Genomic DNA, 17,089 nt, shown 5'->3' with positions numbered 1-17,089 from the left:
CCCGGCTCACCGCGCCACCGCCAGACGCCGCCCCGCCTCGCCGAGACCCCCGGGCACCCCTCGTACGCCCACGTCCGCCCCGCCGAAACCGCCGGGCACCTCCCGTACGCCCGCCCCGCCGAGACCGCCGAGCATCTCCCGTACGCCCGCCTCGTCCGGGCGGTCGAGGCGGCCGGCGATCCGGCCCCGGTCCAGGAACACGGCCTCGTCCGCCCAGGTGGCGGCGGTCGGGTCGTGGGTGACGAGGACGACCGTGCGCCCCCGCTCGTCGACGGCGCGCCGCAGCAGGGCGAGGACCCCGGCCGCCGTGACCGGGTCGAGGGCGGCGGTCGGCTCGTCGGCGAAGACGACCTCGGGCTCGTTGACCAGGGCGCGGGCGATCGCCACCCGCTGCTGCTGACCGCCGGAGAGGTTCCCGGGCCGGTCCTCGGCCCGGTCGGCGAGCCCCACGGCGTCGAGGCCGGCCAGGGCGCGGGCGTCGAGCTCCCGGCCCTCGCGGGCCCCGGCGAGGAGCAGCGGCAGGGTGACGTTCTCGCGCACGTTCAGGGCGGAGACGAGGTTGAGCGACTGGAAGACGAAGCCGATCCGGTCCCTCCGGAACCGGGTCAGTCCGGCCGTCCGCAGGGAGGCGAGGTCGGTGCCCCCGATCCGTACCCGCCCGGCCGTCGGCCGTTCGAGCCCGGCCGCGCAGCGCAGCAGGGTGGACTTGCCGGATCCCGAGCGGCCCATCACGGCCAGGAGACGCCCGCGCGGCACGACCAGGTCGATCCCGTCGAGCGCGGGCGCTCCGCCTCCGTACGCACGGCTGACCCCGGCCAGGGCGAGGGCGGCGCCGTCCTCCGTCACTGCTGCTGTCGTCGTCATACCCGAAACGCTAGAAAAGCGCAGGTCACGAAGGTATGGGGCAGGCTGCCGGAACGGGGGTGGAGCTAGCTCCACCCCCGTCGGTGCTCAGCGGCGGCGCGGGCCCCCGTCCTCGTCCTCGTGCGGGCCGAACAGCTCGTCCGCGAGGGTCGGGAGATCGTCGAGCGGGGTCTCCTCGGCCCAGTCGGAGCGGCGGCGCGGCCGGCCGTTCTCGTCGAGCTGGGGCAGCTCCCGGGTCCGGTCGTTCGCACCGTACGGCTCGTCACGCCCGTCACGCCCGTCACGCCCGTCGCGTTCGTCGCGTTCGTCGCGTTCGTCGCGTTCGTCGCGGAAGATGCCCTGCGGCACCCGGTCGACCGGGTCGGACACCCGGGGGTCCCGCACGGGAGGCAGCACCGCGGTCTCGTCGACGGCCCGCGGGTCCCGGACCTGCGGCAGGACGGCGGTCTCGGCCTCGGGCCGCACGATCGGCGTCTCGACGGTGACCTCGTCCGGGGAGACCGTGGGCGCGTCCGGCTTCACGACCGGAGTCGGCACGGTGACCTCGTTCGCCGACTCCCCGGCAGGACGAGAGGCACGCGCGGCAGCCGCGCGCTCGGCAGCGGCCGTCCGCTCGGCCGCGGCCTTCTCCGCCGCCGCCCGCTCCTGGGCGGCCTTCTCCCGGGCGGCCTTCGCCGCCTCCGCCCGCCGAGCGGCGGCCAGCTCCGCCGCGGCACGCTCGGCGGCCGCCCGTTCCGCGGCCGCCTTCGCGGCGGCCTCGGCGGCGATCTTCTCGGCAGCGGCCTTCGCAGCCGCCTCCTCCGCGGCCTTCGCCGCGGCGGCGGCCTCGGCCATCCGGCGCGCCTCCTCGGCGCGCAGCAGGGCCTCCTCGGCCTTGCGCTGCTTCTCCAGGCGGCGCTCCTCGGCCTCGGCCCGCAGCCGGGCCTCCTCCTCGGCCTCCTTGCGGAGCCGCTCCTGCTCCTCCTGGCGGGCCTTCTCCTCGGCGGCGAGGCGCCTGGCCTCCTCCTCGGCCGCGAGACGCTCCTCCTCGGCCTTCCGGCGGGCCTCCTCGGCCTTCCGCTCGGCCTCCAGGCGGCGCGCTTCCTCCTCCTCGCGCCGCTTGCGCTCCTCCTCCTCGGCGCGGAGCTTCGCGAGCTGCTCCTGCCGCTCGCGCTCCAGGCGCTCCTCCTCGGCCTTGCGCGCGGCCTCTTCCTCCGCCAGGCGCCGGGCCTCCTCCTCGGCCTTCCGGCGGGCCTCCTCCGCGGCCTTCACCTCGGCCTCGGACAGCGGCAGCATCCGGTCGAGCCGGTGGCGCACGACGGTGGTGACGGCCTCCGGCTCCTGGCCGGCGTCGACGACGAGGTAGCGGCTGGGGTCGGCGGCCGCGAGGGCGAGGAAACCGGCCCGCACGCGCGCGTGGAACTCCGGCGGCTCGGACTCCAGCCGGTCGGGCGCCTCGGTGAACCGTTCCCTCGCGGTCTCCGGGGAGACGTCCAGGACCACGGTCAGGTGCGGCACGAGACCGTCGGTCGCCCAGCGCGAGATGCGGGCGATCTCCGTCGGGGACAGGTCACGGCCCGCGCCCTGGTAGGCCACGGACGAGTCGATGTACCGGTCGGACAGGACGATCGCGCCCCGCTCCAGGGCCGGACGGACCAGGGAGTCGACGTGCTCGGCGCGGTCGGCCGCGTACAGCAGGGCCTCGGCGCGGTTCGAGAGCCCCGCCGACGACACGTCGAGGAGGATCGAGCGGAGCCGCTTGCCGATCGGGGTGGCACCCGGCTCGCGAGTGACGACGACCTCGTGGCCCTTGGCGCGGATCCACTCGGCGAGCGCCTGGACCTGCGTGGACTTCCCGGCGCCGTCGCCGCCCTCCAGGGCGATGAAGAAACCGGTCGGGGACGGCGCCTGGACCGGGTCGGAGCCGCGCAGCGCGTCGCGCAGGTCGCGGCGGAGCGGGACGCCCGCCCGGTCGTCGGTCTTCGCGAGGACCAGCGCGGCCACCGGAAGCAGCAGGGCGCCGACGAGGGCGAGCGTGAAGGCGGCCCCGTCGTGCGCGAAGACGAAGTCCCCGGACGCGAGCCGGTGCGGCCCGATCACGGCGGCGAGCAGCGGGGCGGCGAGCGCGCCGAGGCCCATGGTGACGCGCGCGGTGGCCTGGAGGTGCTCGGTGGTCCGGGCCCGGCGGGGCTCCTCGGTCTCCTGGTCGATCAGGGTGTGGCCGGTGTTCGCCGCGACCCCGGCCGCGTATCCGGCGAGGGCGGCGAGGAACAACACGGTCGCCGTGTCCGGGACCAGGCCCATCGCGATCAGGGCGACACCGGTGACGGCGATCGCCAGGGCGAGCAGCCGGCGCCGCGACAGCACCGGCAGGACGGAGCCCGCCGTGCGGATGCCGACGGCCGTCGCGCCGCTCAGCGCCAGGATCAGCAGGGCGTACGTGACGGGCCCGCCGCCCAGGTCGTACGCGTCGAGCACGGCGAGGGACGCGGCCGCGGCGATCGCCCCGGCGACGGTCGCGGAGGCGAGGACGAGCAGCGGCAGGACACCGGTGCGGCCCTTGCCCTCCTCGGAGCCCTTCTGCGCCGACGGCCGGCGCAGCCCCTCCAGGGGCGAACGGGGCCGGGCCGTCTCCCCGCCGGGCAGCGCCATCGCGTACAGGACGGTGACGGAGGCGGCGAACAGGCCGGCGGCCACGTACGAGCCGAGGGCCGCCTGGTGCAGCGAGAACCAGTCGATCCCGGCACCCAGCAGGTTCCCCACGAGGGTGGCGACGAGCAGCACGGCGGCCGCGGCGGGGACGGCGAGGAAGCCGGTCCGCAGGGACAGCCGGCGCAGCGCGCCGAGGTGGTCGGGCAGCGGCCGCACGGCCGCGCCCTCCAGCGGCGGGGCGGGCAGCAGCCCGGGCGCCGCGCCCTCACGGCCGACGGTCCACAGCCGCTCGGCCGCGCCGGCGACGAAGACCGTGCCCAGCAGGTACCAGAGGGCGCTGCCGGGGGTCCAGTCGATCCACAGCGGGGCGATGATCAGCAGCGCGATCCGCAGCCCGTCCGCGCCGATCATGGTCCAGCGCCGGTCCAGCGGACCCTTGGGTCCGGTGAGCGCGGTCAGCGGCCCGAGGAGCACGGCCCCGAAGAGGACCGAGGCGAGGAGCCGGGCGCCGACGACGGCGGCCACGGCGAACGCGGCCCCCCGGTAGCCGCCCCCGAGCGCGCCCTCGGCGACCGCGGCCTGAAGGCCGAGGAGGACGAGGACGAGGAGGGCGAGGGCGTCACCGGTGCTGCCGACCGCATGGGCGCTCCACAGCCGGCGCAGCGGCTGATGGCGCAAGAGGGCGCGTACGGCGCGCTCCCGGGAATCCGCGACGAGGGCGGAGTCGGAATCACCCAGGCGGTCTGGCTGCTCTGCATCGCCCAGGCGGTCTGGCTGCTCTGCTCGCGTCATCCGTCCACCCTATCCGGACGGCCTTGCTCCCGGCGGCCCGCGGCCGAACAAACGTGGGGGGCGGGAGCAGTGCTCCCGCCCCCCACCAGGGCTTACTCGGGCTTGGCCGCCGCCGTCTTCTTGGCGGCGGTCTTCTTCGCCGTCGTCGTCTTCTTCGCGGCGGTCTTCTTGGCGGCCGTGGTCTTCTTCGCCGCCGTCTTCGTGGCCGTCTTCTTCGCCACGGCCTTCTTCGCCGGGGCCTTCTTGGCGGCCTTCTTCGCCGGACCCTTGGCCCGCTTCTCGGCGAGCAGCTCGTAACCGCGCTCCGGCGTGATCGTCTCCACACTGTCGCCGGTGCGCAGGGTGGCGTTGGTCTCGCCGTCCGTCACGTACGGGCCGAACCGCCCGTCCTTGACGACCACGGGCTTCTCGCTGACCGGGTCGGTGCCCAGCTCCTTCAGCGGCGGCTTGGCCGCGGCCCGGCCCCGCTGCTTCGGCTGCGCGTAGATCGCGAGGGCCTCTTCGAGGGTGATCGTGAAGAGCTGCTCCTCGTCCGTCAGCGACCGCGAGTCCGTGCCCTTCTTCAGGTACGGGCCGTAGCGGCCGTTCTGCGCGGTGATCTCGACGCCCTCGGCGTCCACGCCGACGACCCGCGGCAGGGACATCAGCCGGAGCGCGTCCTCCAGGGTGACGGTGTCGAGGGCCATCGACTTGAAGAGGGAGGCCGTGCGCGGCTTCACCGCGTTCTTGCCGGTCTTCGGGGTGCCCTCGGGCAGGATCTCCGTCACGTACGGGCCGTAACGGCCGTCCTTGGCGACGATCTGGTTGCCGCTGACCGGGTCCGTACCGAGCTCGAAGTCGCCGCTCGGCTTGGCGAGCAGCTCCTCGGCGAGCTCGACGGTCAGCTCGTCGGGCGCCATGTCGTCGGGCACGTCGGCCCGCTGGTGGCCCTCCTGCTCCTTCTCGCCGCGCTCGACGTACGGGCCGTAGCGGCCGACGCGGAGCACGATGCCGTTGCCGACGGGGAAGGAGGAGATCTCGCGCGCGTCGATCGCGCCGAGGTCGGTGACGAGCTCCTTGAGGCCGCCGAGGTGGTCGCCGTCGCCGTTGCCCGCGTCGGCCGCGCCGCCGGTGCCTCCGGACTCGCCCTCGCCGAAGTAGAAACGCTTCAGCCACGGCACGGACTGGGCCTCACCGCGCGCGATGCGGTCGAGGTCGTCCTCCATGCGGGCGGTGAAGTCGTAGTCGACGAGCCGCCCGAAGTGCTTCTCCAGCAGGTTGACGACGGCGAAGCTCAGGAAGGACGGGACGAGCGCCGTGCCCTTCTTGAAGACGTAGCCGCGGTCGAGGATGGTGCCGATGATCGAGGCGTACGTCGACGGGCGGCCGATCTCGCGCTCTTCCAGCTCCTTGACCAGCGAGGCCTCGGTGTAGCGGGCCGGCGGCTTGGTCGCGTGGCCGTCCGCCGTGATCTCCTCGGCGGTCAGCGCGTCGCCCTCGGCGACCTGCGGCAGGCGCCGCTCGCGGTCGTCGAGCTCCGCGTTCGGGTCGTCCGCCCCCTCCACGTACGCCTTCATGAAGCCGTGGAAGGTGATCGTCTTGCCGGACGCGGTGAACTCGGCGTCACGGCCGTCGGCCGCCCGGCCGCCGATCTTCACCGTGACCGAGTTGCCGGTCGCGTCCTTCATCTGGGAGGCGACGGTCCGCTTCCAGATCAGCTCGTACAGCTTGAACTGGTCGCCCGTGAGGCCGGTCTCCGCCGGGGTGCGGAAACGATCACCCGAAGGCCGGATCGCCTCGTGCGCCTCCTGCGCGTTCTTGACCTTGCCCGCGTAGACGCGCGGCTTCTCCGGCAGGTAGTCGGCGCCGTACAGCTGCGTGACCTGCGCCCGCGCCGCCGCCACGGCGGTGTCGGACAGGATCGTGGAGTCCGTACGCATGTAGGTGATGAAGCCGTTCTCGTACAGCTTCTGCGCCACCTGCATGGTCGCCTTCGCCCCGAAGCCCAGCTTGCGGCTCGCCTCCTGCTGGAGGGTGGTGGTCCGGAAGGGGGCGTACGGGGAGCGGCGGTACGGCTTCGACTCGACCGAGCGCACCGAGAACGCGGTCTCGGCGAGCGCGGCGGCGAGCGCCCGCGCGCTCTCCTCGTTCAGGTGGAGCACGTTCTCGGTCTTCAGCCGCCCGTCCGCGCCGAAGTCACGGCCCTGCGCGACGCGCTTGCCGTCGACCGTCGCGAGGCGCGCGACCAGCTGCGACGGGTCGGAGGCGTCACCGGGACGGCCGGTGCCGAAGGTGCCGGTGAGGTCCCAGTACTCAGCGGAACGGAAGGCGATGCGCTCGCGCTCCCGCTCGACGACGAGACGGGTGGCGACGGACTGCACGCGGCCGGCGGAGAGCCGCGGCATGACCTTCTTCCAGAGGACCGGCGAGACCTCGTAGCCGTACAGGCGGTCGAGGATGCGACGGGTCTCCTGGGCGTCGACCATGCGCTGGTTCAGCTCGCGCGGATTGGCGACGGCCTCGCGGATCGCGTCCTTGGTGATCTCGTGGAAGACCATCCGGTGGACCGGGACCTTCGGCTTGAGGACTTCCTGGAGGTGCCACGCGATGGCCTCGCCCTCGCGGTCCTCATCGGTGGCGAGGAAGAGCTCGTCGGACTCCGCGAGCAGCTCCTTGAGCTTCCTGACCTGCGCCTTCTTGTCGGCGTTGACGACATAGATGGGCTGGAAGTCATGCTCGACGTCGACCCCGAGGCGGCGCACCTCGCCGGTGTACTTCTCCGGCACCTCGGCGGCGCCGGAGGGGAGGTCGCGGATGTGCCCGACGCTCGCCTCGACGACGTAGCCGGGGCCGAGGTAGCCCTTGATCGTCTTCGCCTTGGCAGGCGACTCGACGATGACGAGTCGGCGGCCGCCGTGTGCGGTCTCGCTGGTCGGGGACAACTTCGCTCTTCTCTCCGGATCGACACTCTCTGGCGCGTACGGCACTGGCACGCACGGCAGCGGCACGGACGGTGACGCTCCCGTCGCTGCGGAGTGTGACGGTACAACCCGCCCCCGTGTCAAACGGCAAAAGCCCGCAACGGCCACTCGAACGGTAACCCGAGTCCTGGCATTCCTGCCGCCCGGACTCCCGGACGGGCGGGGCGGGTGTCCCGGCGGGTGCCGTCGCCGGAGGGCTCGCGGGAGGAGCCGGCGGAGGAGATCAGAGGCGGCCGAAGCACCAGAGGCCGAGGGCCAGGAAGGCGGCGCCGGAGAGACTCGTCAGGGCGACCGCCGTACGCGGGGCGACCCCGTGCGCGACGGGCTCACGGTGCAGCGTCCGCACGGTGGTCCACAGCAGCAGCGCGCCTCCGAACAGCGTGAACGCCGCCCCCGCGAAGATCGCCGGCCCGCTCTCCATGCCCGTCCCCCGTTCCGTTCACGTGCGGCGTTCGCCCCCGCACGGCCGAGGCTGACACCCCCGGGCATCGAGAGCACGAACTCCGGGTGAACGGAGCGGGCCGTCCCGGACGGTTTCACGAAGATGGCCGGTAGCGACCCGCGACTCCGGGGCCCCTCCCCCCCACCCCCCCTCACCCCCTCACCCCCACCCCTCCCTCCCCTCGCGACGTCGTCACGTCGTCGCGCCGTCACGTCGTCGTCACATCGTGTCGAGCGTGGCCCGGCGCCGGCTCCCCCGCTCGAAGGCGGCGAGGAGGACGACGGCGAGCAGCCCCCACCCGGCGCCGACCCCGAGCTCGGCCCCGAGCAGGCGTCCGTCCAGGCCGGTGCCGGCGGACAGCCCCCGCGCCGCGTCCGCCGCGTGCGTGAGCGGCAGCAGCTCGCCGGCGGCCCGCATCCACGCGGGCAGCGTCTCCCGGGGCACGGCGGCACCGGTCAGGAGCAGCAGCACCGAGCTGGCGACGTTCGACACCAGGAACACGTCGCGGAAGCGCAGCCCGAGCGCCCCGAGCGCGAGCCCGAAGGCCGAGCAGGCGACCGCCGCGGCGAGCAGCACCACACCGAGCCCGGGGAGCGCCCCGGCGGGCACGGGCAGCCCGAGGACGAGCGCGGCGGTGGTGAGCACGAAGACACTGACGAACAGCCCGTTGAGGACGTACGGGAGAGCTCGTCCGAGCCAGAGCGGGACCCGGCGCCGGGGCGAGAGCAGGACGGCCCCGAGGGTGCCGTACCGGCGCTCGTTGGCGACGGCCATCGTGCCGCCGTACACGCAGGAGGCGGAAGCTGCGAGGACGGCGTTGCCCACGAGGTGGAAACGATCGTCGGCGACACCCAGTTCCCTGCCCAGGAAGACGAAGAAGAAAACTTGAAGGAGCGGTCCGACCAGGAGTGTTCCGATGAACATGGGCGGGGTCGTCCAGTTGAACAGGGCGCGGTAGGAGATCGCCCCGCCGACCACGAGCAGCCGGGAGGAGGCGTGGAAGCGGAAGCCGAGGAGTCGGCACCGGAAGCGGAACATCCGACGGTGTCCTTTCAGGCGAGGGCGAGGGTGGCGGCGGCGCGGGCCCGGCGCTCCACCCGGCCGAGGACGAGGACGGCGGCGAGGGCGTATCCGGTGCCGAGGGCGAGGGCGGTGAGCAGGGGTGTGACGACCTCTCCGCCGGAGGTCGCCGCGTGCACGGCCCGCGCGCCCCAGGTCATGGGCAGTGCCCAGGACAGCGGATGCGTCCAGGCGGGCAGGACGGTGATCGGGACGAGGAGCCCGGACAGCAGCCAGACCGGCGTGTCGAGCGGGTTGGCAAGGGCGTTGGCGTTGCGCAGCAGGACGAAGGTCGACGCGAGGAGGAGCCCCGTCATGCCGAGCGAGAGCACGCACACCGGGACGGCGACCAGGAACAGCAGGGGGTGCGCGAAGTCGAGCGGCACGTCGAAGAGCAGGACGCCCCACAGGACGGTGGCCCCCATCGCGTACGTGCCGATGACGGCGGTCGCGAGGGTGATCGGCAGGAGCACGAGCGCGAGCGGGGTCGGCGCGACGACGAGGGTCTCCAGGGTGCCGAGCCAGCGCTGGTTCTGCACGGCGCCGCCCGAGCCGAAGAGGACCGAGCCCCAGATGCCCATGAGTCCGGCGCCGACGGAGGCGGTGAGCAGCCGGTCGGGGTCGCCGGCGGCGCGGAACAGGTAGACGGCGAGGGTGGCGTAGACGAGGGGGACGAGGACGGCGAAGGTGATCTCGATCGGGGAGCGCGACATGTACGAGACGTGGGTGCGCATCCCGACTCCGATCAGGCGCAGGACGCGGATCACGCGGGCACCCCTTCCGGCCGGGCGGTGGCCGTCTCCTCCACGATCGCGATGTAGGCGTCCTCCAGGGAGGGTTCGCGGCTGACGACCCGTCCGATCCGGACGCCGTCGAGGGCGGCGAGGACGGGGGCGTGCAGTTCGGCGCCGTGGTCCGTCTGCACGCTCACGGTCTGGACCGCGCCCCGGTCCTCGGTGGACACGCCCCGTACGCCGGGCACCCGCCGGATCCGGTCGAGGACCTCTTCGCCCGCCCCGTACGCCTCGATGTCGAGGACGTCCCGGTCCCCCACGCGGGACTTGAGGCTGTCGGGGGTGCCGAGGGCGCGGATCCGGCCGCCGGCGATGACGGCGATGCGGTCGCAGAGTTCGTCGGCCTCGGCCATGTAGTGGGTGGTGAGCAGGATGGTGGTGCCGGCGGCGGCCAGGTCTGCGACGGTGCGGCGCAGGTCGCGGGCGGCGACGGGGTCGACGCCGATGGACGGTTCGTCGAGGAAGAGGACGTCGGGGCGGTGGAGCAGGCCGCGGGCGATGTGGAGGCGCTGCCGCATGCCGCGCGAGTAGCCCTCGACGCGTTCCTTCTCCCGGCCCGCGAGGCCGACGAGGTCGAGGAGTTCGGCGATGCGGCGTTTCTGGTCGCGGGCGGGGACGCCGTACAGCTCGGCGAAGTAGCGGAGGTTGTCGAGTGCGGAGAGCCGGTCGTACAGGCCCCGGTCGCCGCCGAAGACGTACCCGATCCTGCGGCGTACGGCGACGGGGTCGCGGGCCACGTCGTGGCCGAACACCCGGGCGGTGCCGGAGGTCGGCAGGAGCAGGGTGTTGAGCATCTTGATGGTGGTGGTCTTCCCGGCGCCGTTGGGCCCGAGCAGGCCGAACAGTTCTCCCGGCGCCACCTCGAAGGTGACCCCGCGCACGGCCTCGGTCTCGGTCCGCCGGGACCTCGGCCATCCGGTCCTGCTGGTGTAGGTGCGGCGCAGCGCGTCCGCCTCGATTGCGAGCATGCGCCGGACGGTACGAGCGGGTCGGCGGGCCGGGCCATCGATTCGGGAGGCCCCGAATCGTCTGGCCACGGCCCGGGATCCGCCCTGCTCGTCCAGGCCACGGCCCTGGATCCGCCCCGCTCGTCCAGGCCACGGCGGTGGACCCGCCCCGCCCGTCAGGCCACGGCGGTGAGGACGTCCTGTCCGGCGAGGAGGGCGAGCAGCGAACGGCCCGTGTCCGTGAGCTGGTAGTACACCGAGCGCCCGACGCGGTGGCGGGTGACGACCCCGGCTTCCGAGAGCACCGACAGGTGCTCGGAGACGGTGCTGGGTGCGAGGCCGAGCCGGTCGGCGAGGCCGGCCGTGGTCAGGGGCCCGCCCAGTTCGCGCAGGACCGCCGCACGGCCCCGGCCGAGCATGAGCCCGAGCCGGTCCTCGGCGACGGGCTCGCCCGGTTCGCGCAGCGCGGCGGCGCCCCGGGCCTGGAAGGAGAGCGCGAAGACCTCGGGGTCGTCGGTCGAGTAGAGCCGGCAGCCCTCCGCGAAGACGAGCGGCACGAGGACGAGGCGCCGCTCCCCGGGGGCGTACTCGGCGTCGATGTGCTTGGTCAGTTCGAGCACGGGCGGCTGCCACCGGCCCCGCGTCTCCAGGCCCGCGAACAGCGCGCCGACGCCCTCGGTGGCGAACGTCCTGGCGCGGACGAGGACTTCGTCCTCGACGAGCCGGCGCATCGTCGGCCAGTACGGCTCGATCGCGCCCTCCCAGTAGGCGGCGTACGCGTCGGCGAGCGCCGCGCAGGCCGCCTCCGGGTCCTTCCGATAGGGCTGGAGGAAGGGTGCGTCGGCCATGCCGGGGTAGCAGACCTCCACCTGGGCGCGGACGAACTCCGGGTCGGTGGTCCGCAGCGCGGCGAGCTCCTCGTGCACGTGGGCCGTGCCGAACGGCCGGGGCAGCAGGAAGTCGGAGACCTCGTGCCGTTCCCTGACGAACAGGTCCCACAGCGGGCGGAGCCGGTCGTCCTCGCGCCACACCTCGCGCGCCTGCCCGACCCACTCCTGGTAGGGCCAGGAGGGGTGCCGGTGGGGCTGTGCGAGGTGCATGGAGCAGAACGCGTCGCGCAGCGGGCTGATCGCGATCCGGGTCGCCCCGAGCGAGGCCTCGTCCAGCTCGATCCGTATCAAGCAGCGCTCCCTTCGGTCCCGGACGCCTCCGTCTCCGGCAGCAGGGAGCCGGGGATCAGGAAGCCCTCCTCGACGAGCAGCCGGATCGCCTGCGGGGTGCGGTCCCGCAGCACGACCGGGTCCTCGCCCATCAGCTGCCCGATCGCGTCGAGGATGCGGCCCGCGCTGAGCGTGCCGTCGCACACTCCGGCGAATCCGGCGCCGACGTGGTCGACCTTGGTGGCGCGGCGCATGCCCCGGTTCTGCCGGAGGACCACGTGCTCGGGGTCCTCGGCGCCCGGCAGTCCGACCTGCTCCTGCACCACCTCGGGCGCGAGGGTGAAGCTGTCGGCGAGGAGCGCGGCGTCGTCGTGGCCGCGCAGGTAGTCCTGGCGCGCGAAGTGGGCGCGGACGGTGGGGCCGAGGGGCTGCTCGACGGGGTGCGGCCATTCCTCGATGACGATCGAGGGCTCGACGGCGCCGGAGGCCACGGCCTCGCTCCGCCGGATCGTGATCCAGCCGAAGCCGATCGCGCGGGTCTTGCTCGCCTCGAACTCGTCCAGCCAGCGGTCGTACGCCGCCCGGTAGGCGGCCGGGTCGCCGCGGTGGTCGCCGCTGTCGCGCAGCCACAGCTCCGTGTACTGGGTGATGTCCTGGGCCTCGCGCTGCACGATCCAGGCGTCGCAGCCGCGCGGCACCCAGGACCGCAGCCGCTCCTGCCACTCCTCGCCCTCGACGTGCTGCCAGTTGGCGAGGAACTGGGCGTATCCGCCGTCGTTGAGCCGCTCCCCGGCCTGCTGCACGAGCGTGCGGCACAGGTCGTCGCCGCTCATCCCGCCGTCCCGGTAGGTGAGCCCGGCGCCGGGGGAGATCACGAACGGCGGGTTGGAGACGATCAGGTCGTACGTGTCGCCGTCGACGGGCTCGAAGAGCGAGCCGGTCAGCAGCTCGGCCTCCCGGGCCCCGGAGAGCGCGAGGGTGAGCCGGGTGAAGTCGAGGGCGCGCGGGTTGAGGTCGGTGGCGGTGACCAGGGTGGCGTGCTGGGAGGCGTGCAGCGCCTGGATGCCGGAGCCGGTGCCGAGGTCGAGCGCGGAGGAGACCGGCGTACGGACCGTGATGCCGGCGAGGGTGGTGGAGGCGCCGCCGACGCCGAGGACCACCGCTGCGTCTGCCTGGCGGCCGTTCTTGCCGCTGCCTCCGGCGCCGCCGACGGCGCGGCCCAGGTCGGAGACGATGAACCAGTCCTCGCCGTCCGGTCCGCCGTACGGCCGGACGTCGACCGTGGCGAGGACGGTGCCGTCCTCGCGGACGACCCAGCCGTCGGCGAGGGCCTCGTCGAGCGGGAGCGCGGCGGCGGCCCGGTCGGCCGCGACGGGCTCCTGGAGCAGGAAGAGCCGGACGAGGGTCTCCAGGGGGGAGTCGCCGCGGGTGGCGCGCAGGGCGGGCACGGTCTCGCTGCGGGCGAGCGCCGCGTAGGCCGGGGCGCCGAGCAGGTCGAGCAGGCCGTCGGCGGTGAAGTCGGCGGCGAGCAGTGCCTCGCGCAGACGGGCGGCGTGCGCGGGCACCGGGAGGCGGGGAGGCAGGCTGGTCGTACTCACCGCTCCATTGTGACGGCCGCCACCGACATCCGGGCGGGCGACCCGGCGGCGGGCGGCCGATCGCCGCCGGCGCCGGGTCTGGTCGCCGCCGCTGCCGGGGCGATCACCCCACACCGGGGCTGATCTCGCCGCCGGCGCCAGAGCCGATCTCGCGGCCACCGCCGGGGTTGATATCGCCGTCGGCGCCGGGGTTGATCTCGCAGCCGGCGCCGGGGTTGATCTCGCAGCCGGCGCCGGGCCGATCGGCTCGGGTCCTACTCCCCGGTCTTGGGGGCCGCGGACGTCTCGGTCGGCTTGGGGGCCGCGGACGTCTTGGTCGGCTTGGCGGACGCCTGCTTGCTCGGGTTCGAGGCACCGGAGTCGGTGTCGGAGCCGGCGTTCGGGGAGGCGGTCGTCTTCGGCGGGACCGAGGCCGTGGGCTTCTGGCAGCCGGGCTGCTTGGCCATGGCCTGGCCCAGCTCGCCGTCCTCCAGCTTGGACAGGGCGTTCTGGTCCATCTTCTCGATCTTGGTCAGGCCGTCGGCGACGCCCTGGAGGCCGTCCGCGAACTTCTGCTGGTTCGTCGGGTCCAGCGCGTCGACCTGCTTCTTGAGGCCCTCGTAGGCCACCGCGGTGGCGTTGAGCTCCTTGATCGCGTCCTGCTGGACCTTCTCGCCGTTCTCGACGGGCGGGGCGCCGGCGGCCTCGACGGCCTTCGCGAGGGCGCGGTCGGCGTCCGCGATGTCCTGGAACGCCTTGGAGTCGGCGGCCTGGATCTCGGCCGGCTTGCTGTCGGCAGCGGTCGAGATGATGATCTGGTGGGCGTCGGCCCGCTTCTGGATCTGAGGCTTCGCCTGGTCGCAGAAGGTCTTCGCCCAGTCACCCACCTTGTCGCCCTCGTCGGAGCTGCAACCCGACAGCGCGAGCACCAGTACCGCGCCGCCGGACAGTGCGGCCGCAAGCTTCTTGTTCAACGGATCGGTCCCTTCCAAGGCTCTCGGCCCCGGAACATACACGCCGAACGGGCTACGCCCACCTTTCGTACGACTGATTCCTCCTCTATTGCCACCTTTTGAACCAAGGGATGAGCGTCCTGACCGCCCCGGAAACGGCCGGAAATGAGACGGAAACCACGTCAGGACACCGCCACCGACCGCCTCTTGGAGACCCGTACCGCGCCGACCACCACGAGGAGCGCGACCGCCGCGATCGCGGCCCGCAGCCCGGCGTTCGCGTCGCCGCCGTAGCTGAAGCGCACGACCGCCGGGGCGATCAGCAGCGCGACCAGGTTCATCACCTTCAGGAGCGGGTTGATCGCCGGGCCCGCCGTGTCCTTGAACGGGTCGCCGACCGTGTCCCCGATGACGGTCGCCTCGTGCGCCTCGCTGCCCTTGCCGCCGTGGTGGCCGTCCTCGACCAGCTTCTTCGCGTTGTCCCAGGCGCCACCGGAGTTGGCGAGGAAGACCGCCATCAGCGCGCCCGCGCCGATCGCCCCGGCGAGGTACGCGCCGAGCGGGCCGACGCCGAGCGCGAAGCCGACCGCGATCGGGGCCATCACGGCGAGCAGTCCGGGCGTGGCGAGTTCGCGCAGCGCGTCCTTGGTGCAGATGTCGACGACCCGTCCGTACTCCGGTTTCTCGGTGAAGTTCATGATCCCGGGGTGTTCGAGGAACTGCCGCCGGACTTCGTAGACGACCGATCCGGCGGACCGGGAGACGGCGTTGATCGCGAGCCCGGAGAAGAGGAAGACGACCGCGGCGCCGAGGATCAGCCCGAAGAGGTTGTTGGGCTGGGAGATGTCCAGGGAGAGCGTCGCCTCGCCGAGCTCCCCGGCCTTCCCGGCCTCTCCTACGTCGGTGATCGCGGTCGCGATGGCGTCCCGGTACGAGCCGAAGAGCGCCGAGGCCGCGAGGACGGCGGTGGCGATGGCGATGCCCTTGGTGATGGCCTTCGTGGTGTTGCCGACGGCGTCGAGGTCGGTGAGGACCTGCGCGCCGGCCCCGGTGACGTCCCCGGACATCTCCGCGATGCCCTGGGCGTTGTCGGCGACCGGCCCGAAGGTGTCCATGGCGACGATCACGCCGACGGTGGTGAGGAGTCCCGTCCCGGCGAGGGCCACCGCGAACAGCGCCAGCGTGATCGAGGCGCCGCCGAGCAGGAACGCCCCGTAGACGGTGAGCCCGATCAGCAGGGCCGTGTAGACGGCGGACTCCATGCCGAGCGCCACGCCCGCGAGGACGACGGTGGCGGGGCCGGTGAGCGAGGACTTTCCGATGTCCCTGACCGGTCGCCGGCTCGTCTCGGTGAAGTAGCCGGTGAGCTGCTGGATGAGCGCGGCGAGGACGATGCCGAGGGCGACCGCGACCAGGGCGAGGACCCGCGGGTCGCCGCCGTGGCGGTGGATGCCCGGCTCGGTGACGCCTTCGAGTTCGGCGTACGAGGACGGCAGGTACGTGAACGCGGCGACGGCGACGAGCGCCAGCGAGATCACCGCCGAGACCAGGAACCCGCGGTTGATCGCGCTCATCCCGCCGCGGTCGGCGCGCCGCGGGGCGACCGTGAGGATGCCGATCACGGCGGTGACCACACCGATCGCCGGCACCATCAGGGGGAACGCGAGGCCGTGGTCGCCGAAGGCCGCCTTGCCGAGGATGAGGGCGGCGACCAGGGTCACGGCGTACGACTCGAAGAGGTCGGCGGCCATGCCGGCGCAGTCGCCGACGTTGTCGCCCACGTTGTCGGCGATGGTGGCGGCGTTGCGCGGGTCGTCCTCGGGGATGCCCTTCTCGACCTTGCCGACGAGGTCGGCTCCGACGTCGGCGGCCTTGGTGAAGATGCCGCCGCCCACTCGCATGAACATGGCGATGAGCGCGGCGCCCAGGCCGAACCCCTCGAGGACCTTGGGCGCGTCGGCGGCGTAGACGAGGACGACGCAGGAGGCCCCGAGCAGTCCGAGGCCGACCGTGCACATGCCGACGACCCCGCCCGTACGGAACGCGATCCGCATGGCCCGGTGCGCGACCTCGTTCAGGTCCTTCTCGGGTTCACCCGGTGCCGGGGTGGCCTCCCTGGCCGCGGCGGCGACCCGCACGTTGGCCCGCACGGCGAGCCGCATGCCGATGTAGCCGGTGACTGCCGAGAACAACGCCCCGACCAGGAAGAACAGGGAACGTCCGGCGCGCTGCGACCAGTTGTCTGCGGGCAGCAGCATCAGCAGGAAGAACACGACGGCCGCGAAGACGGCGAGGGTCCGCAGCTGCCGGGCGAGGTAGGCGTTGGCCCCCTCCTGCACGGCGGCGGCGATCTGCTTCATCTTCTCGGTGCCCTCACCGGCCGCGAGCACCTGGCGGACGAGGAGCCGCGCGACGACCAGCGCGGCGAGGGCGACGGCCGCGACGACGAACACGATCGTCCGGTTCCCGCTCGTGAGCACCGCCGCGGCGAGAGATGTGGGGTACATGGACGGATCATAGGGAGACAAACCGACACATACGAGGATGCGCCAATTCGTGGGCGAGGGCACCCGGCCCACGAGCGAGAGCGCCCGGCTCGCGGGCGAGGACGCCCGGGAAACGAGCAAGAGCACCCGGCCCACGAGCGAGGACGCCCGGCTCGTGGGCGAGGACGCCCGGCTCATGAGCGAGGACACCCGGCTCGCGGGCGAGGACGCCCGGCTCATGAGCGAGGACACCCGGCTCGCGGGCGAGGACGCCCGGCTCATGAGCGAGGACACCCGATTCGTGGGCGAGGACGCCCGGCTCATGAGCGAGGACGCCCGGGAAACGGAAGAGGGCCCCCGCTGGGGGGGCGCGTGTATTGACGCGGGTTCGGGCAAGGTCAGGACCGGCGCCCGGCACACCCGG

At 73.5% G+C, this 17,089-nt stretch carries 12 protein-coding genes; 1 reads left to right on the top strand and 11 read right to left on the bottom strand.

What is annotated here, in order from left to right; translation table 11 throughout:
* Positions 1-6: 6 nt before the first annotated feature.
* The 11 genes from ACFYUS_RS30145 to ACFYUS_RS30095 form a co-directional block, all read right to left on the bottom strand.
* The gene (locus ACFYUS_RS30145; protein WP_388858932.1) at positions 7-864 is read right to left on the bottom strand and encodes an ABC transporter ATP-binding protein; all 858 of its coding nucleotides are present in this window, start codon (positions 862-864) and stop codon (positions 7-9) included.
* Between the two features lie 87 nt (positions 865-951).
* On the bottom strand, positions 952-4,287 hold the full coding sequence (gene tmk, locus ACFYUS_RS30140) for a dTMP kinase (protein WP_388858929.1): 3,336 nt from the start codon (positions 4,285-4,287) through the stop codon (positions 952-954).
* A gap of 92 nt (positions 4,288-4,379) precedes the next feature.
* Positions 4,380-7,208 (bottom strand): type I DNA topoisomerase, encoded by a 2,829-nt coding sequence (gene topA, locus ACFYUS_RS30135; RefSeq protein WP_388858926.1) that lies wholly within the window; start codon positions 7,206-7,208, stop codon positions 4,380-4,382.
* Positions 7,209-7,470: 262 nt separating this feature from the next.
* Entirely contained in the window at positions 7,471-7,668 is a 198-nt protein-coding gene (locus tag ACFYUS_RS30130; RefSeq protein ID WP_041129895.1) for a hypothetical protein, read from the bottom strand.
* A 240-nt stretch (positions 7,669-7,908) separates the two neighbouring features.
* Entirely contained in the window at positions 7,909-8,727 is an 819-nt protein-coding gene (locus ACFYUS_RS30125; protein WP_388858923.1) for an ABC transporter permease, read from the bottom strand.
* A 14-nt stretch (positions 8,728-8,741) separates the two neighbouring features.
* Positions 8,742-9,515: an ABC transporter permease gene (locus tag ACFYUS_RS30120; protein ID WP_388858920.1), complete on the bottom strand. Its 774-nt coding sequence runs from the start codon at positions 9,513-9,515 to the stop codon at positions 8,742-8,744.
* Positions 9,512-10,510 carry an ATP-binding cassette domain-containing protein gene (locus tag ACFYUS_RS30115; protein WP_388858917.1) on the bottom strand — a complete coding sequence of 333 codons (999 nt, stop codon included), beginning with the start codon at positions 10,508-10,510 and terminating at the stop codon, positions 9,512-9,514. Before ACFYUS_RS30115 ends, ACFYUS_RS30120 begins: the two co-directional genes overlap by 4 nt.
* A 155-nt stretch (positions 10,511-10,665) precedes the next feature.
* The gene (locus ACFYUS_RS30110) at positions 10,666-11,670 is read right to left on the bottom strand and encodes an ArsR/SmtB family transcription factor (RefSeq protein WP_388858914.1); all 1,005 of its coding nucleotides are present in this window, start codon (positions 11,668-11,670) and stop codon (positions 10,666-10,668) included.
* Complete coding sequence (locus ACFYUS_RS30105; RefSeq protein ID WP_388858911.1) at positions 11,667-13,247, bottom strand: methyltransferase; 1,581 nt, start codon at positions 13,245-13,247, stop codon at positions 11,667-11,669. The genes ACFYUS_RS30110 and ACFYUS_RS30105 overlap by 4 nt, the downstream gene beginning before the upstream one ends.
* Before the next feature lie 254 nt (positions 13,248-13,501).
* Complete coding sequence (locus ACFYUS_RS30100; RefSeq protein WP_388858908.1) at positions 13,502-14,200, bottom strand: small secreted protein; 699 nt, start codon at positions 14,198-14,200, stop codon at positions 13,502-13,504.
* A 161-nt stretch (positions 14,201-14,361) separates the two neighbouring features.
* Entirely contained in the window at positions 14,362-16,686 is a 2,325-nt protein-coding gene (locus ACFYUS_RS30095) for a sodium-translocating pyrophosphatase (RefSeq protein ID WP_388858905.1), read from the bottom strand.
* 37 nt (positions 16,687-16,723) lie between these two features.
* Between ACFYUS_RS30095 and ACFYUS_RS30090 the strand changes: the two genes are divergently transcribed.
* On the top strand, positions 16,724-17,089 hold a 366-nt coding region (locus tag ACFYUS_RS30090; RefSeq protein WP_388858902.1), incomplete at its 3' end, for a hypothetical protein.

Origin of the sequence: Streptomyces sp. NPDC004284 (assembly GCF_042874035.1) — a bacterium.
Classification (GTDB): domain Bacteria; phylum Actinomycetota; class Actinomycetes; order Streptomycetales; family Streptomycetaceae; genus Streptomyces.
The sequence above is the reverse complement of the archived record's forward strand: the minus strand, read 5'-3'. Positions and strand labels throughout refer to the sequence as shown.

Excerpts from the sequence above, each read along its gene's own strand:
- ACFYUS_RS30145 (WP_388858932.1), bottom strand. The coding sequence starts at position 864 with ATGACGACGACAGCAGCAGTGACGGAGGACGGCGCCGCCCTCGCCCTG.
- tmk (WP_388858929.1), bottom strand. The coding sequence starts at position 4,287 with ATGACGCGAGCAGAGCAGCCAGACCGCCTGGGCGATGCAGAGCAGCCA.
- ACFYUS_RS30125 (WP_388858923.1), bottom strand. The coding sequence starts at position 8,727 with ATGTTCCGCTTCCGGTGCCGACTCCTCGGCTTCCGCTTCCACGCCTCC.
- ACFYUS_RS30130 (WP_041129895.1), bottom strand. The coding sequence starts at position 7,668 with ATGGAGAGCGGGCCGGCGATCTTCGCGGGGGCGGCGTTCACGCTGTTC.
- ACFYUS_RS30115 (WP_388858917.1), bottom strand. The coding sequence starts at position 10,510 with ATGCTCGCAATCGAGGCGGACGCGCTGCGCCGCACCTACACCAGCAGG.
- ACFYUS_RS30095 (WP_388858905.1), bottom strand. The coding sequence starts at position 16,686 with ATGTACCCCACATCTCTCGCCGCGGCGGTGCTCACGAGCGGGAACCGG.